This is a genomic window from Mycolicibacterium cosmeticum (assembly GCF_000613185.1).
GTDB lineage: Bacteria > Actinomycetota > Actinomycetes > Mycobacteriales > Mycobacteriaceae > Mycobacterium > Mycobacterium cosmeticum.
The window spans coordinates 1,894,443-1,917,463 of sequence record NZ_CCBB010000003.1; the positions used below are offsets into that span (position 1 = coordinate 1,894,443).

Below are 23,021 nucleotides of genomic sequence, written 5' to 3' on the forward strand. Positions count from 1 at the left end.
AGCGTCTCGACGGAGTGTTCCGAGGTGGCCGGCGGCAGCGCCGGCACGTCCTCGACGGTCACGTCGGCGGCGGCCGAGGCGACGCTGCGGCTGCGTTGCGTGATGAGATCGGACACGCTGTCCCACCATTGCGCCACCGCGGGGTCGGGACGGCCCTGCCAGGTCATGCGCCACCACGCCTGGGCATCGGGCAGCGACCAGGTGATGGTGACGACGTTGGCCCGATCGTCGAACCAGATGGGTGGGCTGACCAGGACTTCGCGCAGCGTCATGCCGCGGCGCCGCGCCGCGGGGGCGTATCCGGCCAGGTAGGAATCCACGAAGCGCCGAGCACATCCGGGCTCGGTGACCACCCGGTCGACGACGAGGACCTCCGACATGGCCCGAGGCTATGGTCTGGGACCCAGGCGGTGTCGATGCTCTCCCGACCATCGGGAATCCGCCGTCGACCGCGGCCCGCGCCGCGCGATGGTAGGGCAATGACGGATCCGTTCAGCCCAGCCCGGCTGGGACCTATCACATTGCGCAATCGCGTGATCAAAGCCGCTACGTCCGAAGGCCGTTCACCGCATGGCATGGTCACCGACGACCTGATCGCGTTTCACCGATCCTTCGCCGAGGGTGGTGTCGGGATGACCACCGTCGCGTACTGTTGCGTCTCACCCGAGGCGGCCAGCGCTCCGGGACAGATCGTCATGAACGTGGCCGCGTTGCTCGGTCTGCGCAAGCTCACCGATGCCGTGCACCAGGCGGGTGCGGCGATCTCGGCGCAGCTCGGGCACGCCGGCGTGGTCGCGCAGCGCGCGCTCACCGGCGTCACCGCGGTGGCACCCAGCAGGTTCATCAACCCGACCTCCTTCGCCTACTGCCGGGCGATCAGCACCGACGAAATTCGCACGGTGATCAAGCAATTCGGTTCCGCCGCCCAGGTTGCCGTCGACGCCGGATTCGATGCCGTCGAGTTGCATTTCGGTCACCTCTACCTTCCGAGCTCATTCCTGAGCCCACTGATCAACCGCCGCAAAGACAGCTACGGTGGCTCCATCGACAACCGCTCGCGGCTGGTGCGCGAGATCGCCGAGCATGTGCGTGCGGTGGTAAATGACCAGATTGCCGTGATCGCCAAACTGGACATGGATGACGGCCTTCCCGGCAGCATCTGGATAGACGAGGCGCTTCGCACAGCGCAACTCCTCGACGGCGATGCCACTCTGGATGCGCTGGAACTCACCCAGGGGTCATCGGTGTACAAACCGATGTACCTGTTCCGCGGCGACGTGCCGGTACGGGAATTCGCCACGGTGATGCCACCGGCACTGCGTCCGGCGATCAGGTTGTTCGGCAAGCGGACGATGGGGGTGTATCCGTATCAGAATCTCTACATGCTGGAGGCTGCGCGTCAGTTCGTGCCCGTCATGAGCAATACCAAGCTGATTCTGCTGGGCGGCATCACCGATCGCGAGCATCTGGAGACCGGACTGCGGGAGGGTTTCGATTTCCTCGCCATGGGCAGGGCGCTTCTGCGCGAGCCCGACCGGGTGAACGTCATGATGGCCGAACCGGGTTCCCGTAGTCGGTGCAATCACAACAACAAGTGCATGGTGACCGTGTTCGGGCGCACGCACTGTGTGCTGGACCCGGTCCAGCGCTACGGCGCTGCCGCCACGCCCGACCGCGGCACCCCGGATCTGTCAGTCGCCGAGCAGCTGACCTAAGGCGCGGCCGGCTTGCCGGCGGGCGCGCTGGGCGATATCGAACATCGGCATCGTCATGAACCCGTGGATGCCGCCTTCGAACGCGCACCGCGTCGTCGGCACACCGGCGGCCTCCAGGGCGTCGGCGTAGGCAATGCCCTCGTCGCGCAACGGATCGTGGCCAGCCAGCACGATCACCGCGGGCGGCAATCCGGTGAGCGTGGCCTGCAGTGGTGATGCGTAAGGGTGGACCCGATCACCGACGGCTGGAACATACTGATCCCAGTACCACTGCAACGCGGGACGCGGATTGTAAAAACCACGGCCGAACAACCGATATGACGGTGTGTCGAAGTCGGCGGCGATCACGGGGTACAGCAGTAGTTGGGCCGCCAGAGTCGGGCCCCCGCGGTCGCGGGCCATCAGGGCGACCACGGCCGCCAGATTTCCGCCGGCACTGTCTCCGCCGACGGCCACCTTCGTCGGGTCGGCACCCAGGTCGACCGCATGCTCGCTGGCCCAGCAGGTGGCGGCGTAGAGATCCTCCGCCGCGGTGGGCCACCGGTGCTCGGGTGCCAATCGGTAGGCAACCGAGACGACAACAGCCGGAACGAGGTTGGTCAAACTGCGACACAACCCGTCGTGGCTGTCCAGGTCACAGAATACGAACCCGCCGCCATGGGCATATATCAGCAGGGGTGCCGGCTCTGCCGTGTGTGGTCGATACACGCGGATATCGAGGCGGCCGTTGTCGACCGGGATCTGGTAGTTCTCCACCGAACCGACGGGTTCGGGATCAGGGTTGGCGACGAAACGGGCGCGGATCGCTGCCCGGGCCTGCTCGCCGGTCATCGTGTGCACGGGCGGGAAACCGGAGTCGAGGGTTTCGATCACGCCCGCGATCTGCGCGTCGAGCGTCATGCCGGCAGCAGGGCGCCCGGGACCTGGCCGTTCCCGGGACCGCCACGCAGCGGACGCAGCGGCTGCAAGGTCGGTGCCACTCGTTCCGGACCGTCCTCGGCATTGCGCCAAATGCCCATCGCCGTCATGCGTACGGGTGCTGTCAACTTCTGGTCGAAGCTCATCCGGTTCATCGGGCCGCACACCGACACGGCCGCGACCGCGGCACCGGCCGGACCGATCGGCGCTGCGACACAACCGAAGCCGGGAAGGGATTCCTCGCGTTCGAAGGCGACGCCGTGCGCGCGGACCTTGGCCAGTTCGGCTGCCAATTGATGACTCGACCCGATCGAGAACCGCGTCCTGCGGCGGTCGAGGTCGACTTGTGCCGAAGGGCTGTCGGCGAGGATGGCCTTGCCGACAGCTGTGCAATGCGCGGGCTGGCGTCCTCCGACACGGGTGGGGATGGCGGTGACCATCTGGCCTCCGATCTTCTCCAGGTACACCACGTCGGCGCCGTCGAGGACGGCCAGATGGACAACCAGTCCGGTGGCGCGGTGCAGGTCGCGGAGCAAGGGGATGGCCGCCCGATGGATGCGATCCTGATGCACCGCCAGGGACCCGAGTTCCACGAGTCGCATGCCCAGCTCGTAGTCGCGGCCGTCGCGCCGTAGCCACCGCAGGTGCACCAGGCGCTCCAGCATGCGGTGTGCCGAGGACCGGGGGAGGCCGGTACGGCGCACGATTTGCGCCAAGGTGAGGCGACCCGGCCCGTCGAAGGCGTCCAGCACCAGAGAGATTCGGTCGATGACAGCACTGGGCGTCTCGGCGGTCTTCTCGACAGTCATTGTCATGAGAGATCTCCCATCAGGCTCGGATATGACTATTAGTAATATGACTGTTTGTAGCACACTGCTGTGCCGCTTGTCACATATCGGCCAAGATTCGAATTGGGTCACGACAGAAGCCCCTGTCGCATACGCGACAGGGGGACTCCAGGGGATCGACTCGGCGCAGCGCGCCGCCGGGGCGTTACCCGATTGCGGCGGCGCGACCGGCGCGCCGTCCGTAGAAACTGCCATCGCCGAGGGACACGCCGCTGGCGTAGCCCCACGCCGCCAGGCCTGCGGCACTCCGCCCGGCGGCGAACAAACCGGGGATGGGCTCGCCGCTGACGTGCAGCACCTCGGCATCAAGGGAGGTGTGCAGACCACCGAGGGTGAAGCCACCGGTGCTGTCGCGGAGGTCGATGGCACCCACCGGGGATTTGATCGGGTTGAGCCACTGCGCTTTCTTGTGCAAAAGCGGATCCTCGCCGCGCGACGCGCCCTCGTTGTATGCATCGACGGTGGCCCGTAACGAGTTCGGCGGTAGCCCGATTTCGGCCTCCAGATCGGCGACGGTGTCGGCGACCCACGTCGGCGGCCGAAGCATCAACCGCGGTGTCAGGGACGCTATCGCCTCCTCCTGGGCGTCGCCGTCGATGATCAGGTACGCGGTGTTGTTCTGGTGATACAGCGTCAGTTGCCCGACCCTGCCCGGATAGGTGTCCTCGGCGACATAGCGTTGACCGCGTTCGTTCACCAGGATTCCGCGCACCAACTGCTGGGGATCGATGAACAGCGCCACCTCGGTGGCATCCATGTGCGCCAGGTCAGCCCCGAGTGCCTGCGCCATCCGGATGCCCTGCCCGTCGTGCTGCTCGACCGAGGCGGCCGGTCGCCCGGCGATGCGGGGCGTGTACCGGGTGACCATGCCGGCGTTGTAGGCGAAACTGCCGGTGGCCAGGATGACGCCGCGGCGGGCGCGGATATCGACGACGGTGCCGTAGCGCCGGGCCCGGATACCCGCGACGCGGCCGTCGGATTCCACGATCAGCGACTGCACACGCACGTCGTACAGCGACCGTGTTCCGGCCGCCGTCGCGGTGTCGACGAGGCCTTTCATCAGCATGAAACCGGCGCTGGACTCGCCTTGCTTCTTGTTCTGCATTTGGGGTATGTGCCCGCGCGGCGCGGGCTCGGCAATCGTGTTGAACGGGTAGGCATTTTCGCCGCCGCTGTACATCAGCCCCTGGTCGCCTATCGGCTCCCAACCGGGTTCTCCGAAGAATTCGGCTTTGAAGGGCACCCCGCAGCCCACCAGCCAGTCGAAGTGCGCGACACTGCCTGCGCAGTAGTCGGCGATACGGTGCTCGTCGGCGCCTGGCCCCATGGCGGCGTTGAGGAAGGCGGCCATGTTCTCCGGTGAATCCTCGAAGCCGCATGCCTTTTGGAGGGCTGTTCCGCCGCCGAGGTAGATGAAACCACCCGCCATGGCGGCCGCACCGCCCCATGCGCTGGTGCGTTCGAGTACCAGCACGTCCGCCCCGGCGCGTGCAGCCTCCACTGCGGCGGCGGCACCGGCGACACCGTAACCGGCGATCACCACGTCGGCCTCGTCGGCCCACTCGGTCACCGCGCTGATCGGGATGGGGTGGACGTCGTCGCCGGGGGTCATGGGCGCATCGCGGCGGGAAGGTCCGACACCCATTGGTGGCCCCAATAACTGTCGGCGGTGATTTCCTCAGCGGTGTAGGAGGATTCGTCGACGCGCATCCCTTCGGTGCCGAACTCGATGTCCCAGTCGCCGGGACTGCGGACGTAGAACGACACCATCTTGTCGTTGGTGTGGCGGCCCAGCGTCGAGGACAGTTGGAAGCCTTCGGTGTTGACTCGGTCCAGGGCCTGCCCGACGGCATCGAGGGTGTCGACCTCGACCATCAGATGGATCAGCCCGGGATCACGCAACGTCTGAGCGGGGCAGATCGCCAAGCTGTGGTGGCGCTGATTGACGCCCATGAACCGAACCCGTACCGGGCCGAACTCCGGCGGAACCGGAACGCGGAATGCGCCGCGGGACTTGAAGCCCAAGACCTCGGTGTAGAACTCGAACAAGCCGTTGACGTCGAGTGCGGGCAGCACCACATGCCCCAGACCCTGGTCGCCGGTGACGAACCGCGCCCCGTGCGGCGTGATGACGGGGGAATGGTCCAGCACCGCACCGTGGAACACCTCCACGGCGGTGCCGGCCGGATCCTCGAAGGCGATGACCTCCTCGACGCGCCGGGTGTCGGCCTCTTCCAGCGAGAGCTGCTTGAACGGCACCCCGGCGGCGTCGAGGGCGGCCTTGACCCGCTCCAGTTCGGCGTGGTCACGTACCTCCCACCCGACGGTCATGATCTTGTCGACCTCGCCGGGCACGATGATGATGCGGGCGGCGCGTTCGTCCATGCGCAGATACAGCGCGTCGTCGCGCGGTCCCTGCCCTTGGGCGAATCCGAGCACGTTGAAGGCGAAATGGCGCCAGCGCTCGATATCGGCGGTCGAAGCGGTGACATAGCCGAGGCTCTTGATCAGTCCCATGTGAGCTGTCCTCTCAGATCATCGCCCGCAGCGGGCCCTGCGGGTCGACACCCAGCGAACTGAGCGCCGAGGCGTGGTACACCGTGCCGGGAACGTGGATGGCGTGGGCCTGGCCGACGTGTACATCGCGCCAATACCGTTGCAGGGGTTTGTCCATCCGGGCTGCGTTGCCACCGCAGCGCGCGAAGATCTCGTCCACGGCCGAGACCGCGCGCCAGACCGCGCGCACCTGGGTGCGCCGACCGGCCGCGCGGTCCTCGAAAGACACCTCCTTGCCGGCGTCCACCATGTCGAAGATGCGGTCGGCATTGGCCAGTAGTTCCTGGCGGCCTGCGTTGATGTCGGCGGCGGCCTCACCGATCGCGTACATCACGTAGGGATCGTCCTTGATGGCCACACCGCTGGAATTCACCCGTTCACGCTGGTAATCGAGGGCGGCCGCCAGCGCGCCCTCTGCGATGCCGATGGTTGCCGAGCTGATGCCGAGCGGGAACATCGTCGACCACGGCATCAGGTAGAGCGTCTCGGTCATTCCGGCCTCACGCTGAGCGGTGCCGTCCATCACCTTCATCGCGTCCATGGTGCGGTAGGACGGTACGAAGGCATCCTTGACGATGACGTCCTTGGAACCGGTGCCGCGCAATCCGACGACGTTCCAGGAGTCCTCGACGATCTCGTAGTCCTTGCGCGGCAGGATCATGTGCAGCATCTGGGGTGGCATCAGGGGCTTGCCGTCGGCGTCACCGATCATCGCGCCCAAAAAAATCCAGTCGCAGTGGTCGGTGCCCGAGCTGAACTGCCAGCGGCCGTTGAAGAGGTAGCCGCCTTCGACCGGCACAGCCACACCTTGAGGGGCATAGGGGGAGGCCACCCAGGTGTCCACATCGTCGGCCCAGATCTCGGCGGCCACCCGCGGGTCGGCATAGGCCAGTTGGTAGGGGTGGACACCCACCACGCCGTTGATCCAGCCGGCCGCGGGATCGAGGGCGGCCGTGGCCATCACCGTCTCGGCGAATTCTCGCGGATGAACCTGCAGACCGCCGTGGGTGCTCGGTTGCAGAAGGCGGATGTTGCCCGCCGATTTCATGAGCTTGACCGTGTCGTCGGTGAGTTTGCCGATCGTCTCGGCTTGAGGTCCTTGGCTGCGCAGCTGGTCTGCCATGTCGCGCACCCGGTCGATTACCCGCTCGGTCATCATGTGGTCCTATCGTCGAGGGCTCTTCAGAGATGATCTATCGCCTCGTATACGCGGGCGAAGACCGTTCCCGGTCAGCGGAAATCTGTTCCGCGGGTGACGCTCAGAACTCGATGTACAGGTCATCGGAGACCGGCCGGGCCTGGCAGCCGAGGATCAGCCCTTCGGCGCGATCCTCGGGTTCCAGAATGTCGCACCGGGCCATCTCCACCTCACCGCGCACCACGGTGGCGGCGCACGATCCGCACTGCCCCTCCTTGCAGGAATAGGGCACGTCGACACCCGCCGCTACCAGAGCGTCGACCAGCGTCGCGCTCCGCGGCCAGCGCAGCTGATGGCTGGATCCGTCCAGGTCGACGCGTAAGGTGGCCGCATCACCGTCATCGGAATCGATTGCCGCAGTGGCTGCCTCGTCGGCGAAAGGGTCACCCGACAGCGATTGGAACACCTCGAGGTGCACCTGCCGGCGCGGCACCCCCACCTCGGCGAGCGCCTCCTTGATTACGGTCATGAACGGTGCGGGACCACAGACGAACGACTCGAACCCCGCAGATGCGGCATAGACGGTTCGCGTGAACCCACTCATCTGGGCGCGGGTGGGCAGACCCTGGAGCGACTCCAGCCAGTGCAACACGCTCAGCCGGCCCGCATAACGAGCGGCGAGCTCGCGCAACTCGGCGGCGAAGATCACCGATCGTTCGTCACGGTTGGCGTAGCACAGCACCACCCGACCCGTTCCGGCTGCCAACACCGACTTCACGATCGAGATGATCGGCGTGATCCCGCTGCCGGCCGCCCACAACAGGAAATCGGCATCCAGGTTCTCGGGCGTGAACGTCCCCGACGGTGGCAACACCTCGATGGTGTCGCCCGGGGAGATGTTGTCGCACAACCAGTTCGAACCGTAGCCTCCGACGGTCCGCTTCACCGTGACCTTGAGTTCGGCATCGGTGTGCGGTGAGCTGGCCAGCGAGTAGCACCGAGCCACCGAGCCGGTCCGGTCACTGGGCACGCGCAGCGTCAAGAACTGCCCGGGCCGGTAGGCGAAGCGGGCGCGTTGATCGTCGGGCACCGTGAACACCAGCGAGCGGGCGTCGGGACATTCCTCGATGACGTCGGCCACCGTCACTCGGACACCCCTGGACATCGAGGGGCCCATGCCCGCCGTGTCGGCCGCGCACTCGAGGTCGGTCATGTTCGGTGAGTCTGACCGTGATGGCGGCGCGGGCCAACCCGGCCCGTCCGATAGTCGGGATACCCATTCAATCCGTCCGGTGACCGGGAAGAGCGGCGGGCACCGTCGGGGCGGACGCCTACCGTACGGCGGGTGAGCTCGAGTAGCCGTGTGGATGTCGTGGTGGTAGGGGCTGGCTTCGGTGGCCTGTATGCGCTGCACAAGTTCCGTTCGATGGGGCTGTCGGTGCGGGTGTTCGAAGCCGCCCCGGATGTTGGCGGCACCTGGTACTACAACCGGTACCCAGGGGCGCGTTGTGATGTCGAGAGCGTGGACTATTGCTACTCGTTTTCCGATGAGCTCCAACAGGAGTGGACCTGGACCGAGAAGTACGCGACCCAAGGCGAGATCCTTCGCTACATCAACTGGGTGGCCGACAAGCTCGATTTGCGGCGCGATATCACCTTCGACACCAGGGTGGTTTCGGCGATCTTGGACGAGCACACCCTGCGCTGGACCGTCGGCACCGATGGGGGCGAATCGGTTGATGCCCGATTCGTGGTCATGGCCACCGGTCCGCTGTCGGCCGCGGTGACACCGAACATCCCGGGTTTGGGCAGCTTCGGCGGGGAGATCTACCACACGGCGCACTGGCCACACGAGAACGTCGACTTCAGTGGCAAACGGGTCGCAGTGATCGGAACCGGATCCTCGGGCATCCAGTCGATCCCGATCATCGCCGAACAAGCCGACCACCTGTACGTCTTTCAGCGCACGCCGAATTACAGTGTGCCGGCCGGTAATCGCCCACTGACCGCCGAGGAGATCGCCGACATCAAGGCGAACTACGCCGAGCGGCGCAGGATGTCATGGCGCAGTGGCGGCGGCTCGCCGCACGTGGCGCACCCGAAATTGACGATGGAGGCCAGCCCGCAGGAACGCGAGGAAGCGTTTGAGAGGCGCTGGGAGCTCGGCGGTGTGCTGTTCTCCAAGACGTTCAGCGATCAGATGATCACCCTGGAGGCCAACGAGGAGGCGCGCAAGTTCTACGAGAACAAGATCCGCGCCGTCATCGACGATCCACAGCTCGCCGACATGTTGATCCCCACCGACCATCCGATCGGCACGAAACGGATCTGCACCGACACCAACTATTTCCAAACCTATAACCGTGACAACGTCACGCTTGTCAGCGTGCGCAAGACGCCGATCGAGTCGATCGACGAAACCGGGATCAACACCGAGGACAAGCACTACGACATCGATGCCCTGGTGCTGGCCACCGGATTCGACGCGATGACCGGCACGCTGGCCAAGATCGACATCGTCGGGCGCGGTGGCCAGAAGCTGGTTGACGACTGGGCGGCCGGACCGCGCACCTACCTGGGACTGGGCACCGACGGCTTCCCCAACCTGTTCCTGGTATCCGGCCCCGGTGCGCCCGCGGTGCTGGCCAACATGGTGCTGCACGCCGAGGCGCACATCAACTGGATCGCCGACGCCATCACCTATCTCGACACCCACGGTTACGCAGCCCTGGAACCGACCGTCGACGCGGTGGACAACTGGGTCGCCGAATGTGCGCAACGCGCCGAGGCCACCCTGTTCACCAAGGCCAACTCCTGGTACATGGGCGCCAACATTCCCGGAAAGCCCCGGATGTTCATGCTCTTCCTGGGTGGGTTCGGGACCTACCTGGACATCTGCAACGAAGCTGCGGCCGCCCGCTACAAAGGATTCGATCTGTTGAAGGCACCCTGATGCCTGATCTGCGCGACCAGGTTGTCCTGGTCACCGGCGCAGGCCGGGGCACGGGTCGCGTGCATTGCCGGCGTTTCGCCGAGGCCGGTGCCGATGTCATCATGCTCGATCACCGGCATGCCGCCGATGACCTGAAGGAGACGGCCGCGCAGGTGCACGGGCGCGGGCGACGCAGCTTTGCCGGTGTCGGCGATGTCGCGGACGCGACCGAGGTCACCGCGGTGGTTGACGCCGGGGTGCGCACCCTCGGTCGCCTCGATGTCATCGTCGCCAACGCAGGCATCCACACTGCGTCCGCACCGGCGTGGACCATCAGCCCCCAGGACTGGCAGCGCACCCTCGACATCAACCTCACCGGTGTGTGGCACACCGTCAAAGCCGGTGTCCGGCATATCGGGCCGGGCGGTGGCTCGGTGGTGATCATCAGCTCCACCAATGGCCTGCGCGGTACCGCAGGCACCGCGCCGTACACCGCCAGCAAGCATGCCGTCGTCGGGCTGGCCCGCACGTTGGCCAATGAACTTGGATCGCGACGGATCCGGGTGAACACCATCCACCCGGGAGCTGTCGCGACGCCGATGGTGCGCAACACCGCCACCTACAAGCGGCTCCGTCCCGATCTGACCAATCCCACTGAGGCCGACGCCGTCGAGGTCCTCGCCGCCCGCAACCTGCTCCCGGTGCCCTGGGTCGAACCGGTCGATGTGGCCAACGCCGCGGTGTTCCTCGCGTCCGATGACGCCCGATACATCACGGGTACCCAGCTGGTCGTCGATGCGGGCCTGACCCAGAAGACCACATGAGCGCGCGTTTGGCAGGCAAGACCGCACTGATCACCGGCGCGGCTCGCGGTATCGGACGCGCTCAGGCCGTCAGATTCGCCCAAGAAGGCGCGGCGATCATCGCCATGGATATCTGCGGGCCTGTCGACACCGTGCGGATTCCTCCCAGCGGCCCACAGGATCTGGACGAGACCGCCCGCTTGGTCCGGCAGGTCGGTGGCCGCATCGTCACGGAAATCGTCGACGTACGTGACCCGGCCGCCCTTCGCCACGCAACCGACAGTGCCGCCACTGCGTTCGGCGGTATCGACATCGTCTGCGCCACTGCGGGCATCACGTCGCGCGCGCTCGCCGATGAGATGTCCGAAGCGACGTGGCGCACCATGCTGGACATCAATCTCACCGGCGTGTGGAGTACCTGTGCTGCGACGGCGCCGCACCTGATCGACCGCGGGGCGGGCTCCATGATCCTGGTCAGTTCCATTGCCGGGCTGCGTGGTCTGGTCGGGGTGGCGCACTACACCGCGGCCAAGCACGGCGTGGTGGGGCTGATGCGCAGCCTTGCTCACGACCTGGCACCGCACAACGTCCGGGTGAATTGCGTGCACCCGACCAACGTCGACACCGACATGATTCAGAATGACGTCGTGCGCAGCGCATTCCGCCCGGATTTGGATCGCCCGCCCACCCGGTCGGAATTCGCCGACGCCGCGGGCGCGATGAACCTGCTCGCCGTTCCCTGGGTCGACCCGGTCGACGTCGCCAACGCCTGCCTGTTCCTCGCGTCAGATGAGGCACGGTATATCACCGCCGTCACCCTGCCCGTCGATGCGGGGGCAACCCAACGATGACCGACAGGACCGATGCGAGGATGCTAGTGCCGAAGACCTACGCGGTGACCGGCGCGGCGTCGGGGATGGGGCGCGCCGTCGCGGCGCGGCTTCGGGCCGACGGGCATCGGGTGATCACCGTGGATATCCGCGACGCCGACGTCGTCGCCGATCTGTCTACGCCCCTAGGCCGGTCGCATGCCGCAGCGGCCGTACTCCACGATGCCGACGGGCGCCTCGACGGTGCGGTCCTGGCGGCCGGGCTCGGGCCGCGGCCAGGCATCGCGAATGTCCCGCGCATCATGTCGGTCAATTACCTCGGCGTCGTCGAATTGTTGGAGGCGTGGCGGTCCGCTCTGGCTGCCGGAGGCGCCAAAGTGGTGGTGGTAGGTAGTAATTCGGCGACCACCATGCCCATGGTGCCGCACCGTGCGGTACGCGCCTTGTTGCGCAACGACCTCGACACTGCCGTCCGGGCCGTCCGTATCTTCCGCAAGGCCGCGTCGCCCATGGCCTACGGTGCGTCAAAGATCGCGCTCATGCGTTGGGTACGTCGCACCGCCGTGCAACCCACATGGGCCGGCGCAGGCATACGTCTCAACGCCATCGCCCCTGGTGCGATCAGTACGCCGCTCCTGGACGAGCAACTGGCCACCCCGCGCGAAGCCAAAGCCGTCCAGTCTTTTCCGGTGCCGGTGGGAGGGTTCGGCGCGGCCGAACACCTCGCCGAGTGGATGTGCTTCATGTTGACCGATGCTGCCGAATTTCTATGCGGCAGTGTGATATTCGTGGACGGCGGATCGGATGCCTATTTCCGGGCTGACCACTGGCCACGTCGTGTCCCGGCCGTGGGGCTGCCCCGTTATCTGTATCGGCTTGTCAGTCATTCACGATTACGCTGAACACCGGGAGTGCGTGCCCAAAACCGACGTTTGGCCGGTTGGTTCTCGGCTTCTTCGACCCAAACGTGAGTTTGGGCGGACTCAGCTGCTCGGGCGGTTCAGGAACCCGAGAACCACCGATTCGAATGCCTGCTTGGCTTCGATCATGGCCCAGTGCCCGCAGCGCGGGAAGACATGCAGTTCCGCATTGGGAATGGTCCGCATCGGAATGAGGGCCATGTCCAAGGGGCTCACGCGGTCATCGCGCCCCCAGGCCAGCAGTGTCGGGGCGGCGACTTTGTGCATCTGTGCCCACGGCAGCGGCAGGTCCGACGACGCCATGGCCGCCATCATCGCGGCGAACGCGGCCTTGCCGTACATCCGTCGCGCGGCCGCGAGCGTTTCCGGGTCGGTGGCCAGTGCCCACCGCTCCTCGATGAGTTCGTCGGTGACCACCGCGGGGTCGAAGACCATCGAATGCAGCCACCGGATCAGGGTGTCGCGGCTGGGCTCCTCGGTGAACTCCTGAAGGAGGCGGATCCCTTCGCTGGGGCCGGGGGAGAACACATTGGTGCCTATCCCGCCGATGCTGACCAGCCGACCTACGCGCTGGGGTGCGTTGATCGCGACACTGATTCCGACACCACCGCCCATCGAGTTACCGATGATGTCGACGCGCTCGACCCCGAGCGCGTCGAGGAACGGAGTCACCGCACCCTGTGCCGTGATCATCGGATGACCACCCCAGTCGTCGGAGACACCGAAACCTGGGAACTCCAGCACCAGGCAGCGATGCTGCTCGGCGAACACCGGCAGCACGCCGCGGAAGTTGCGCCAGCCGGTCACGCCGGGCCCGGATCCGTGCAGGAACAGCACGGTCGGCCCGTCGCCGGCATCGTAATAGCGCAAAGTCCCAGCACTGGTGTCGATTTCGCGCAGCCCACCGAAGCGCTCAGCTTCGTCGACCATCAAAGTGGAATCGGACATCCACCCTCCCGGGAGTTGGATCACTGTCCAGCTCAGCTTCGCCCCCGAAGCGCAGCAGGTGCAACGCGACATTCCGCTGACCGGTGACTGCACGTGCGCTCGCCAGAGGCGTGACTTCGGTTCCCGATGGGCGGGACACTGCCTGCCACGTCGGGACCGGGGCTGTCATGGTTCCCGGTCGAGAGTGTCCCGGATCACAGGATCCGGTCGCCGATCAGGGAACGGAGGGCCGCGATGCCACAAGGACGGCTCGCAGCCCCGCTGCAGGCGGTGGGCGGGCTGTTCGCCATGTCGGTGGATGCGGCCAAATACGTGGTTCGTGGCCCGTTCCAGTGGCGCGAGTTCCTGGATCAATCGTGGTTCGTCGCTCGTGTCTCACTCGCGCCGACCCTGTTGGTGGCCATTCCGTTCACCGTCCTGGTGTCGTTCACCCTCAACATCCTGCTGCGCGAACTCGGTGCGGCCGACCTGTCCGGGGCCGGCGCCGCGTTCGGGGCGGTGACCCAAGTCGGGCCCATGGTCACGGTGCTCATCGTGGCCGGCGCCGGCGCCACGGCGATGTGTGCGGACCTCGGATCGCGCACCATTCGCGAGGAGATCGACGCCATGGAGGTCCTCGGTATCAACCCGGTGCAGCGGTTGGTCACGCCCCGCATGCTGGCATCGGGTTTGGTGGCCCTGCTGCTCAACAGTCTGGTGGTCATCATCGGCATCCTCGGCGGCTACCTCTTCTCGGTGTTCGTGCAAGACGTCAACCCCGGCGCCTTCGCCGCCGGCATCACGTTGCTCACCGGCGTTCCGGAGGTGATCATCTCCTGCATCAAGGCCGCGCTGTTCGGCCTGATCGCCGGCCTGGTGGCCTGTTACCGCGGCCTGACCATCTCGGGCGGTGGGGCCAAGGCCGTGGGTAACGCCGTCAACGAGACCGTCGTCTACGCCTTCATGGCTCTCTTCGTGATCAATGTCGTCGTCACCGCCATCGGCATTCAGATGACGACCCGATGACAGGATCGCTGTTGACAGTGCAATCGACCTACCCACGCTTGTCCCGAGTGGTGCGCCAACCTGCGGTCGTGGTGGGCGGAATCGGCGACCATGTGCTCTTCTATGGTCGCGCGCTGGCGGCCATGCCCTACGCGGCCATGCATTACCGCCGGGAAGTGATCCGGTTGATCGCCGAAATAAGCATGGGCGCGGGCACCTTGGCGATGATCGGCGGCACCGTGGTGATCGTCGGTTTCCTGACACTGGCCACCGGTGGAGTCTTGGCCATTCAGGGATACAGCTCGTTGGGCAATATCGGCATCGAGGCCCTCACCGGCTTCCTGGCCGCCTTCATCAACGTTCGCATCTCGGCCCCCATCGTTGCGGGGATCGGGTTGGCCGCCACCTTCGGTGCCGGCGTCACCGCCCAGCTGGGCGCAATGCGGATCAACGAGGAGATCGATGCCCTGGAATCGATGGGCATCCGAGCGGTGGAGTATCTGGTCAGTACCCGCATCGCGGCCGGCATGCTGGCCATCACACCGCTGTACTCGATCGCAGTGATCCTGTCGTTCGTCGCCAGCCAGTTCACCACCGTGGTGCTCCTCGGACAATCCGGTGGCTTGTACGACCATTACTTCAACACCTTCCTGAACCCCATCGACCTGCTGTGGTCGTTCCTGCAGGCCTTGCTGATGGCCTTGGCGATCCTGCTGATCCACACCTACTACGGCTTCTTCGCCAACGGCGGTCCCGCGGGTGTCGGTGTGGCGGTGGGCAATGCGGTGCGCACGTCGCTGATCGTCGTCGTCTCCATCACGTTGCTCATCTCGCTGGCCGTGTACGGCTCCAACGGCAACTTCAACCTCTCCGGTTAGCAGGCTGTGATGTCGCGTGACGCTGTTCGAATCTTGACCGGCCTTCTGGCCCTCACGGTGGTCGCCGGCGCCGTCGCCGGTGCGGTGGTGCTCTTCCGGGGAGGAGCCGCCCCGACGGTGGCGGTGACCGTCGTCGCTCCGCGTGCCGGCTTGGTGCTCAACCCGGAGGCCAAGGTCAAACTGCACGGAGCTCAAGTCGGCAAGGTCGTCGCGATCGACGTCCTGCCTGACGGGCAAGCTGCCATTCGCCTGGCGATGAACCCCGACGATCTGTCCCTCATCCCGGCCAACACCCATGCCCAGATCGCCTCCAGCACCGTCTTCGGCGCGAAGTTCATCGACCTGGTCCCGCCCGAGAGCCCCTCACCGGACACCATGCATGCCGGTCAGGTTCTCGACGCCCGGCACGTGACCGTCGAGGTCAACACGGTCTTCGAGCAACTCGTCACGGTGCTCGCCCAGATTCAGCCAGAGAAGCTCAACGAGACACTCGGTGCCCTGGCCCAGGCATTCGACGGGCGCGGCGCCAAACTGGGGGAGACCATGGGCCAGCTCGATGACCTGATGACCAAGATCGATCCCAGCCTGCCCACATTCAGCCACGAAATCAGCACTCTGCCAACCGTCCTGAATGCGTATGCCGACGCCGCACCCGATCTGATGAGTACCGTGCGCACCGCCACGGCATTGAGCGACACCGTCGTGGATCGCCAGCGCGACCTCGACCGCCTGCTGATCAGCTCGATCGGCTTGGCTGAAACCGGCAACGAGGTCGTCGCCGCCGACAGCGATCCGTTGATCGACGTCCTGCACCTCCTGGTTCCCACCACCACGCTGACCAACCAGTACAACCCCGCTCTGACCTGCGCACTCAAAGGGGTGGAACCACTGGCCCTTGGTGCACCGCAACCGTTGCCCGGGGTCATGCTGCTCGACTCGTTCCTGTTGGGCACCGAACGCTACCGCTACCCGAAGAACCTGCCGAAAGTCGCAGCGACGGGCGGGCCACAGTGCATGGATCTGCCGAATGTCGGCTTCGGACAACGTCCTCCGTTCGTGGTCACCGACATCGACGCCAATCCCGCGCAGTACGGCAATCAAGGGATTCTGTTGAACTCCGACGCGCTCAAGCAAGCCTTGTTCGGTCCCCTGGACGGGCCGCCCCGCAACACTGCCCAGATAGGACAGCCAGGATGACCGCCCGCTACGGCACCGCGATCAAGTTCGGCGCATTCGGTCTGACCATGGCCGTGCTGACGGGCGCACTGTTCGTGATCATGGGGCAGTACCGAACCGGGACGACCAACGGCTACACCGCGGTGTTCGCCGACGCCTCCAGCCTGCGTGCCGGTGACTCGGTACGCGTGGCGGGCGTGCGGGTCGGCACCGTCGACGACGTGGCATTGCAACCCGACAACACGGTGCTGGTGCGCTTCGATGCCGACCGCGACATCGTGCTGACCACCGCGACGAAGGTCGCCGTGCGTTACCTGGACCTGGTGGGTAACCGCTATCTCGAATTGCTCGACGCCCCCGGATCGACCCGACTGCAGCCGCCGGGATCTCAGATTCCGCGTGAACGCACCGAGCCCGCACTCGATCTCGACCTGCTGCTGGGCGGGCTCAAACCCGTCATCCAGGGTCTCAACGCCCAGAACGTCAACGCCTTGACCAACTCGCTCATCCAAATTCTGCAAGGCCAAGGCGGCACGGTGGAATCGCTTATGGCGCATACGTCTTCTTTTACCCAGGCCGTTGCCGACAACGGACAAACCGTGCAGCAGGTGATCGACAGTCTGCGCACCGTCATGGCCACGGTGGCCAACGACGGCGACCAATTCACCGGCACCGTAGAGCGCCTGCAACAGTTGGTCACCGGCCTGGCGCAAGACCGCGATCCCATCGGCGATGCCATCAACGCACTGGACGCCGGCACGGCGTCCCTGGCTGATCTGATGACCCAAGCCCGCCCGCCGTTGTCGGGCACGATCGACCAGCTCACCCGGCTGGCCCCGTTGTTGGCCGACGACGAGGCCAAGGCGCGGCTGGACCTGTCGCTGCAGAAAGCGCCGGCAAACTATCGCAAACTGGTGCGGCTGGGTTCCTACGGCAGCTTCATCAATCAATACTTGTGCGGCATGAACGTGCGGGTCACCGACCTGCAAGGGCGGACCGCCTACTTCCCTTGGATCATGCAAACCACCGGACGCTGCGGAGAACCCTGATGCTGAAATATCGCGGATCCCAATTGGTCCGCAGCGGACTCATCGGCATCGTGTTGATCGCGCTGATCGTCGCGGTCGGACTGCAACCCCAGGCACTGCTGTCCTGGGCGACGTCGCTGAAATATCGGGCGCTCTTCGCCGAGGCCGGCGGCCTCACCGCGGGCAACGACGTCAAAGTCTCCGGGGTCACGAAGGGTACGGTCGTCGACGTCACACTGAGCCACGGCAAAGCACTGGTGACCTTCACCCTCGACAGCACGGTGCGCCTGGGCACCGAGACCACGGCCCATATCCGCACCGGAACGGTGCTCGGTGCGCGCATGCTCGCACTGGAGCCCGCCGGCACCGGTGCCCTTCACGCCTCGGACACCATCCCACTGACGCATACGTCCTCTCCGTATTCGCTGACCGACGCCGTCAGCGATTTCACCGCTAACACTGCGGCCACCGATACCGGCGCCCTGACCCAGTCGCTGGACACTCTCTCGGACACCATCGACAGGATGGCTCCGCAACTCGGCCCGACGTTCGACGGGTTGAGCCGGCTGTCCGAAACCATCAACGGCCGCAACGAATCTCTGGCCGGTCTGCTCAAGAGCGCGGCAGATGTGACCGGCATCCTGTCGCAGCGCAGCCAACAGGTCAACACGCTGCTGCTCGATGCCAACACGCTGACGCAGGTTCTCGACGAACGGCGATACGCCATCGTCACACTGCTGGCCAATACCTCGGCGCTGGCACAACAGCTGTCCGGGCTGGTACAGGACAACGAGAAGGAACTCGCGCCCACCTTGCAGAAACTGAACTCGGTGACCGCGATGCTGGAAAAGAACCGTGACAACATCGCCGGCGCCCTGGCCGGGTTGGCCAAATACCAGGTCACGCAGGGTGAATCGGTGAACAACGGCTTCTATTACAACGCCTTCATCGGCAACCTGCTGCCGTCGCAAACCCTGCAGCCGTTCCTGGATTACGCGTTCGGGTTCCGCCGCGGCACCAACGCGGGCCAGCCGCCCGACAACGCGGGCCCCCGTGCCGAGTTCCCCTGGCCGCACAACGGTATTCCGGGAGGTAGCCGGTGATCACGCGACACAAGAAGCGGTTCAGCAGGGCCGCGCTGGCCACCCTGACCGCCGTGGGTATCGCCGGCGCAGCAATCCTCGTGCGAGCAACGGTCTTAGGACCGACCACCATCACGGCCGACTTCAGCTCGGCCACCGCCATCTATCCCGGCGACGAGGTCCGTGTTGCCGGTGTCAAGGTCGGGACCATCACCGATATCCAGCCCGCCGGCGACCGCGCCACGCTCACCCTGGCCATCGACCACGGCGTGGCCGTACCGGCCGATGCCAAAGCGATCATCATGGCGCAGAACCTCGTTGCGGCCCGCTACGTGCAGTTGACGCCGGCCTACGAGGACAACGGCCCGGTGCTGACCGCCGGCGCCCACCTCGGCCTCGATCGCACCGCAGTGCCCGTCGAGTGGGACCAGGTCAAAGAGCAACTGATGCGCCTGGCCACCGACCTCGGCCCGGTGAGCGGATCTTCGGCTACCTCGTTGAGCCGGTTCATCGACAGCGCTGCCACCGCCATGGACGGCAACGGTGACAAACTGCACCAGGCGATCAGCCAACTGTCGGGGGTGGGCCGCATCTTGGCCCAGGGCAGCGGCAACATCGTCGACATCATCAAGAACCTGCAGATCTTCGTGACCGCGCTGCGCGACAGCAACACGCAGATCGTCGAGTTCCAGCATCGACTCGCCAGCGTCACCGGGGTGATCGACGGTAGCCGCTCCGACCTGGATGCAGCGCTGACCAATCTGGCATCCGCCGTGGGCGACGTCCGTCGATTCATCGCCGGTACCCGCGACCAAACCGCCGAGCAGTTGCAACGGCTGAACAACGTCACCCAGAACCTCGTCGACAACAAGCTCAAACTCGAAAACGTGCTGCACGTCGCCCCGAACGCAATCGCCAACGGCTACAACATCTACAACCCCGACAGCGGAACCGCAGTCGGTGCCTTCGCGATGTCGAACTTCGCCGATCCGGTCAGCGTGGTCTGTTCGGCGATCGCAGCCGTGAAGAACGCCACGGCGGCCGAGACGGCGAAGCTGTGTGCCCAATACCTCGGTCCCGCTTTGTCGTTGATCAACTTCAACTACCTGCCGATGCCGTTCAACGCCTACCTTCGCAAGGCGCCCAGCCCCGAGAACCTGGTGTACACCGACCCCGCCATCGCACCCGGCGGGCCGGGTGGTCGCCCCCAGCCGGTATCCGAGCCTCCGGCCGTGTCCGCCTACACCGGCGCCGGCGACATCACGCCCCCAGCTGGATGGGGTGCACCACCCGGGCCGCCGGGGGCATACGCGCCCAACGGGTTACCCGCCGATCCCGCTCCCGCACTGTTCCCCGGGGCGCCCATCCCGCCCGGGACACCCGCACCGCAGACGCCCCGCAGCCTGCGCGACATGCTGCTGCCCGCCGAAGCCGGCCCGCCGGTCTCAGGAGGTACACCGTGAACACCCGTCGCTCCCTGCCCCGGCTGGCAGCAGCCGCCGCCTGTACAGTACTGACACTGTCCGGGTGCGCTTTCAACGGCCTCAACTCGCTGCCGCTGCCCGGCACCGTCGGCCGCGGCTCCGATGCGACCGTGTATCACGTCGAGCTGGCCAATGTCGGTACGCTGGAGGCGAACTCGCCGGTCATGGTCAGCGATGTGATCGTAGGCAGCGTGTCCCGGATGACGGTGCGGGACTGGCACGCCGACGTCGAGGTCTCGGTCCAGCCGCACGTCGTCATCCCCGCCAATGCCGTTGCCACCGTCGGCCAGACCAGCCTGTTGGGTTCCATGCACATTGCCTTGGACCCGCCGGTCGGGCAGCAGCCGACGGGGCGGTTGTCGCCGGGCGCAGTACTCGGACTGAACCACACCTCCACTTACCCCTCGACCGAGCAAACCTTGTCGTCGTTGTCAGTGCTGGTCAACGGCGGCGGGCTCGGCAAGATCGGCGAGCTGGTCCACGAGTTGAACGCCGCGCTCGACGGTCGCCAGGACAAGATCCGCGATCTGCTCACCCGGTTGGACAACGTCGTGGGCATCTTCGCCGACCAACGCGACGACATCAACGCCTCCATCACCGCACTGAACCGGTTGTCGGGCACACTCGCGGGCCAAAGTGACGTCATCACCCAAGCGCTGCACCGTATTCCGCCCGCACTGGATGTACTGGTCAAGGAGCGCCCCCGCATCACCGCCGCGCTGCAGAAATTCGGCCGTTTCAGCGATACCGCGACAAAACTCATCAGTTCGGCACGGGATGATCTGCTGACCAACCTGCGCAACTTCGAGCCCACCTTACGGGCGTTGGCCGACGTCGGGCCCAATCTGGCGGCCGATCTGGCGTTCATGCCGACCTACCCGTACCCGCAGAACTTCATCGATCGTGCCATCCGGGGTGACTACCTCAACGAGTTCATCACTTTCGACTTCACCATCCCCCGGTTGAAGCGCGGACTGTTCCTCGGTACCCGGTGGGGACAGGAAGGAGCTCCGCTGGTTCCTGCTCCGGGAGATCCCTGGTACGCGAACTACACCAAAGACCCGCTCAACATGCCGCTGACACCCGCTCCGAACGCGGTCGCGACGATGCCGCCGTTGGTCGACGCACCGGCACCTGCCGCGGCACCGGCCCCGGCAGCTGAGCAGGCAACCCCGACGGCCGGAGGCAACTAGTGCTCACTCGATTGGTCCGCGCCCAGCTGGTCATCTTCACGATCGCCTCGATCATCGGCGTGACGGTGATGGTGGTGGCATACCTGCAAGCTCCCACCTTGCTGGGCATCGGCCGGATGACCGTGACACTGCAGCTACCGGGCACCGGTGGTCTATACCGGTTCTCCAACGTCACCTACCGCGGCGTGCAGATCGGGAAGGTCACCGATGTACGCCCCACCCGCGACGGTGCCGAAGCCACCCTCTCACTGAATACGACGCCGAGCATCCCGGCCGACGTGCATGCCGCGGTGCTCAGCGTGTCCGCGGTCGGTGAACAGTACGTCGACCTGCAACCACGCAACGATGCGGGCCCCTTCCTGCGGGACGGCGCGACCATCCCTGCCACGCAGGCGTCGATTCCGCAAGCGGTCGGCCCCATGCTGGATCAGGTCAGCGCCCTGATCGGCAGCATCCCCGAGGACAAGATCCGGCCGCTGCTCGACGAGACGTTCAGGGGATTCAACGGTTCCGGCGCGGACGTCGGTTCTCTGCTCGATTCCTCGGCGCGCCTGATTGCCGACGCCAACGCCACAGCCGATCAATCCCGCACCCTCATCGACGACAGCGCCCCACTGCTCGACGGGCAAGCCGAATCGATCGATGCGATTCGGACCTGGGCACACAGCCTGGCCGGGATCACCCAGCAGCTGACTGACGACGACCCGGCGGTCCGGACGTTGCTACGGGATGGACCGGATGCCGCTGACGAAGCCTCGCGGCTGTTCAACCAAGTCAAACCCACCCTGCCGGTCCTGCTGGCCAATCTGACCAGCATCGGCCAGGTCGCCGTCACCTACCATCCCTCCCTGGAGCAGCTGCTGGTGCTCCTGCCGCCCGTTGTCGCCTCGACCCAGGCCTACGGCGCGCCGAAGAACAACCCCATCGGAATGTCGTTGGGCGACTTCACCCTCAACATCGGGGACCCGCCGGCCTGCACGGTCGGTTTCCTCCCACCGTCGGCGTGGCGCTCGCCCGAAGACACCAGCGACATCGACACGCCGGACGGTCTGTACTGCAAGCTGCCGCAGGACTCACCGATCGGAGTCCGCGGTGCGCGCAACTATCCGTGCATGGGTAAGCCGGGCAAGCGGGCACCGACCGTCGAAATCTGCGACAGCGACAAGCCCTACGAACCGTTGGCGATGCGCCAGCATGCTCTCGGCCCGTACCCGATCGATCCGAACCTGCTCGCGCAGGGCATACCTCCGGATGGCCGCATCGACCGTGACCCTGCGATCTACGGGCCGCTGGAGGGCACCCCGCCGCCGCCCGCCGGCAACGGTGAGGCCGGGCCACCGCCACCGCCGACCGAGCCGGCACCCGGCCCTGAACCGGCACCCGTCGGCCCCGAGCCGGCGCCGGCTGGTCTACCCGCGGCACCAAGTGCATTCCAGCCCAACGGATCTGGTGGCCCGTCGGTGGCGATCGCCACCTACGACCCGCGTACCGGTCAATACGCCACGCCCGATGGCGCGGTGTTCCGGCAAACCGACTTGGCGCCGCGCGCCGGTGAACGGACCTGGAAGGATCTCTTTCCCAGCTGACC

20 protein-coding genes are annotated in these 23,021 nt (G+C 65.9%); 13 read left to right on the forward strand and 7 right to left on the reverse strand.

Annotated elements, in window-relative coordinates:
- Positions 1-479 precede the first annotated feature (479 nt).
- Positions 480-1,715, forward strand: a complete 1,236-nt coding sequence (locus BN977_RS28440; protein WP_036403280.1) for an NADH:flavin oxidoreductase — start codon at positions 480-482, stop codon at positions 1,713-1,715.
- On the opposite strand, the gene BN977_RS28445 is transcribed toward BN977_RS28440, so the two are convergent.
- The 6 genes from BN977_RS28445 to BN977_RS28470 all read right to left on the reverse strand — a co-directional run bounded on the left by BN977_RS28445 (position 1,692) and on the right by BN977_RS28470 (position 8,388).
- Positions 1,692-2,615 (reverse strand): LipP1 family hormone-sensitive lipase, encoded by a 924-nt coding sequence (locus BN977_RS28445; RefSeq protein ID WP_024449854.1) that lies wholly within the window; start codon positions 2,613-2,615, stop codon positions 1,692-1,694. The genes BN977_RS28440 and BN977_RS28445 overlap by 24 nt on opposite strands.
- Entirely contained in the window at positions 2,612-3,448 is an 837-nt protein-coding gene (locus BN977_RS28450) for an IclR family transcriptional regulator (RefSeq protein ID WP_024449855.1), read from the reverse strand. The genes BN977_RS28445 and BN977_RS28450 overlap by 4 nt, the downstream gene beginning before the upstream one ends.
- Positions 3,449-3,626: 178 nt before the next feature.
- Positions 3,627-5,093 carry an FAD-dependent oxidoreductase gene (locus BN977_RS28455; RefSeq protein ID WP_036403285.1) on the reverse strand — a complete coding sequence of 489 codons (1,467 nt, stop codon included), beginning with the start codon at positions 5,091-5,093 and terminating at the stop codon, positions 3,627-3,629.
- A complete protein-coding gene (bphC, locus tag BN977_RS28460; RefSeq protein WP_036403288.1) occupies positions 5,090-5,998 on the reverse strand; it encodes a biphenyl-2,3-diol 1,2-dioxygenase in 909 nt (302 codons plus the stop codon). The genes BN977_RS28455 and bphC overlap by 4 nt, the downstream gene beginning before the upstream one ends.
- 13 nt (positions 5,999-6,011) lie before the next feature.
- Complete coding sequence (locus tag BN977_RS28465) at positions 6,012-7,193, reverse strand: acyl-CoA dehydrogenase family protein (protein WP_036404680.1); 1,182 nt, start codon at positions 7,191-7,193, stop codon at positions 6,012-6,014.
- A gap of 103 nt (positions 7,194-7,296) precedes the next feature.
- Positions 7,297-8,388: a ferredoxin--NADP reductase gene (locus tag BN977_RS28470; RefSeq protein WP_036403291.1), complete on the reverse strand. Its 1,092-nt coding sequence runs from the start codon at positions 8,386-8,388 to the stop codon at positions 7,297-7,299.
- A gap of 213 nt (positions 8,389-8,601) precedes the next feature.
- On the opposite strand from BN977_RS28470, the gene BN977_RS28475 reads away from it, so the two are divergent.
- The 4 genes from BN977_RS28475 to BN977_RS28490 are packed head-to-tail and all read left to right on the forward strand — an operon-like array spanning position 8,602 to position 12,642.
- A complete protein-coding gene (locus BN977_RS28475; protein ID WP_234709724.1) occupies positions 8,602-10,128 on the forward strand; it encodes a flavin-containing monooxygenase in 1,527 nt (508 codons plus the stop codon).
- Complete coding sequence (locus BN977_RS28480; RefSeq protein ID WP_036403295.1) at positions 10,128-10,931, forward strand: mycofactocin-coupled SDR family oxidoreductase; 804 nt, start codon at positions 10,128-10,130, stop codon at positions 10,929-10,931. The genes BN977_RS28475 and BN977_RS28480 overlap by 1 nt, the downstream gene beginning before the upstream one ends.
- A complete protein-coding gene (locus BN977_RS28485) occupies positions 10,928-11,761 on the forward strand; it encodes a mycofactocin-coupled SDR family oxidoreductase (RefSeq protein ID WP_024449862.1) in 834 nt (277 codons plus the stop codon). Before BN977_RS28480 ends, BN977_RS28485 begins: the two co-directional genes overlap by 4 nt.
- A 20-nt stretch (positions 11,762-11,781) precedes the next feature.
- Positions 11,782-12,642, forward strand: coding sequence for an SDR family oxidoreductase (locus BN977_RS28490; protein WP_036404683.1), 861 nt, complete (start codon positions 11,782-11,784; stop codon positions 12,640-12,642).
- An 81-nt stretch (positions 12,643-12,723) separates the two neighbouring features.
- On the opposite strand, the gene BN977_RS28495 is transcribed toward BN977_RS28490, so the two are convergent.
- Positions 12,724-13,590, reverse strand: a complete 867-nt coding sequence (locus BN977_RS28495; protein ID WP_024449867.1) for an alpha/beta fold hydrolase — start codon at positions 13,588-13,590, stop codon at positions 12,724-12,726.
- A 252-nt stretch (positions 13,591-13,842) separates the two neighbouring features.
- On the opposite strand from BN977_RS28495, the gene BN977_RS28500 reads away from it, so the two are divergent.
- Genes BN977_RS28500 through BN977_RS28535 form a run of 8 tightly spaced genes read left to right on the forward strand, consistent with a single transcriptional unit; the run spans position 13,843 to position 23,019 of the window.
- On the forward strand, positions 13,843-14,613 hold the full coding sequence (locus tag BN977_RS28500; protein WP_024449868.1) for an MlaE family ABC transporter permease: 771 nt from the start codon (positions 13,843-13,845) through the stop codon (positions 14,611-14,613).
- Positions 14,610-15,470 carry an ABC transporter permease gene (locus BN977_RS28505; protein WP_036403298.1) on the forward strand — a complete coding sequence of 287 codons (861 nt, stop codon included), beginning with the start codon at positions 14,610-14,612 and terminating at the stop codon, positions 15,468-15,470. The genes BN977_RS28500 and BN977_RS28505 overlap by 4 nt, the downstream gene beginning before the upstream one ends.
- A gap of 9 nt (positions 15,471-15,479) precedes the next feature.
- Positions 15,480-16,667 (forward strand): MCE family protein, encoded by a 1,188-nt coding sequence (locus BN977_RS28510; RefSeq protein WP_036403301.1) that lies wholly within the window; start codon positions 15,480-15,482, stop codon positions 16,665-16,667.
- Positions 16,664-17,695 (forward strand): MCE family protein, encoded by a 1,032-nt coding sequence (locus BN977_RS28515; protein ID WP_024449871.1) that lies wholly within the window; start codon positions 16,664-16,666, stop codon positions 17,693-17,695. The genes BN977_RS28510 and BN977_RS28515 overlap by 4 nt, the downstream gene beginning before the upstream one ends.
- Positions 17,695-18,777 (forward strand): MCE family protein, encoded by a 1,083-nt coding sequence (locus tag BN977_RS28520; protein ID WP_024449872.1) that lies wholly within the window; start codon positions 17,695-17,697, stop codon positions 18,775-18,777. The genes BN977_RS28515 and BN977_RS28520 overlap by 1 nt, the downstream gene beginning before the upstream one ends.
- A complete protein-coding gene (locus tag BN977_RS28525; RefSeq protein WP_051561969.1) occupies positions 18,774-20,219 on the forward strand; it encodes an MCE family protein in 1,446 nt (481 codons plus the stop codon). The genes BN977_RS28520 and BN977_RS28525 overlap by 4 nt, the downstream gene beginning before the upstream one ends.
- Positions 20,216-21,433 carry an MCE family protein gene (locus BN977_RS28530; protein WP_036403304.1) on the forward strand — a complete coding sequence of 406 codons (1,218 nt, stop codon included), beginning with the start codon at positions 20,216-20,218 and terminating at the stop codon, positions 21,431-21,433. Before BN977_RS28525 ends, BN977_RS28530 begins: the two co-directional genes overlap by 4 nt.
- A complete protein-coding gene (locus BN977_RS28535) occupies positions 21,433-23,019 on the forward strand; it encodes an MCE family protein (RefSeq protein ID WP_036403306.1) in 1,587 nt (528 codons plus the stop codon). Before BN977_RS28530 ends, BN977_RS28535 begins: the two co-directional genes overlap by 1 nt.
- Positions 23,020-23,021 lie beyond the last annotated feature (2 nt).

What these genes read in the sequence shown, in the direction of transcription:
- BN977_RS28440 (WP_036403280.1), top strand. Translation starts at nt 480, where the DNA reads ATGACGGATCCGTTCAGCCCAGCCCGGCTGGGACCTATCACATTGCGC.
- BN977_RS28445 (WP_024449854.1), bottom strand. Translation starts at nt 2,615, where the DNA reads ATGACGCTCGACGCGCAGATCGCGGGCGTGATCGAAACCCTCGACTCC.
- BN977_RS28450 (WP_024449855.1), bottom strand. Translation starts at nt 3,448, where the DNA reads ATGACAATGACTGTCGAGAAGACCGCCGAGACGCCCAGTGCTGTCATC.
- BN977_RS28455 (WP_036403285.1), bottom strand. Translation starts at nt 5,093, where the DNA reads ATGACCCCCGGCGACGACGTCCACCCCATCCCGATCAGCGCGGTGACC.
- bphC (WP_036403288.1), bottom strand. Translation starts at nt 5,998, where the DNA reads ATGGGACTGATCAAGAGCCTCGGCTATGTCACCGCTTCGACCGCCGAT.
- BN977_RS28465 (WP_036404680.1), bottom strand. Translation starts at nt 7,193, where the DNA reads ATGACCGAGCGGGTAATCGACCGGGTGCGCGACATGGCAGACCAGCTG.
- BN977_RS28470 (WP_036403291.1), bottom strand. Translation starts at nt 8,388, where the DNA reads ATGACCGACCTCGAGTGCGCGGCCGACACGGCGGGCATGGGCCCCTCG.
- BN977_RS28475 (WP_234709724.1), top strand. Translation starts at nt 8,602, where the DNA reads ATGGGGCTGTCGGTGCGGGTGTTCGAAGCCGCCCCGGATGTTGGCGGC.
- BN977_RS28480 (WP_036403295.1), top strand. Translation starts at nt 10,128, where the DNA reads ATGCCTGATCTGCGCGACCAGGTTGTCCTGGTCACCGGCGCAGGCCGG.
- BN977_RS28485 (WP_024449862.1), top strand. Translation starts at nt 10,928, where the DNA reads ATGAGCGCGCGTTTGGCAGGCAAGACCGCACTGATCACCGGCGCGGCT.
- BN977_RS28490 (WP_036404683.1), top strand. Translation starts at nt 11,782, where the DNA reads ATGCTAGTGCCGAAGACCTACGCGGTGACCGGCGCGGCGTCGGGGATG.
- BN977_RS28495 (WP_024449867.1), bottom strand. Translation starts at nt 13,590, where the DNA reads ATGGTCGACGAAGCTGAGCGCTTCGGTGGGCTGCGCGAAATCGACACC.
- BN977_RS28500 (WP_024449868.1), top strand. Translation starts at nt 13,843, where the DNA reads ATGCCACAAGGACGGCTCGCAGCCCCGCTGCAGGCGGTGGGCGGGCTG.
- BN977_RS28505 (WP_036403298.1), top strand. Translation starts at nt 14,610, where the DNA reads ATGACAGGATCGCTGTTGACAGTGCAATCGACCTACCCACGCTTGTCC.
- BN977_RS28510 (WP_036403301.1), top strand. Translation starts at nt 15,480, where the DNA reads ATGTCGCGTGACGCTGTTCGAATCTTGACCGGCCTTCTGGCCCTCACG.
- BN977_RS28515 (WP_024449871.1), top strand. Translation starts at nt 16,664, where the DNA reads ATGACCGCCCGCTACGGCACCGCGATCAAGTTCGGCGCATTCGGTCTG.
- BN977_RS28520 (WP_024449872.1), top strand. Translation starts at nt 17,695, where the DNA reads ATGCTGAAATATCGCGGATCCCAATTGGTCCGCAGCGGACTCATCGGC.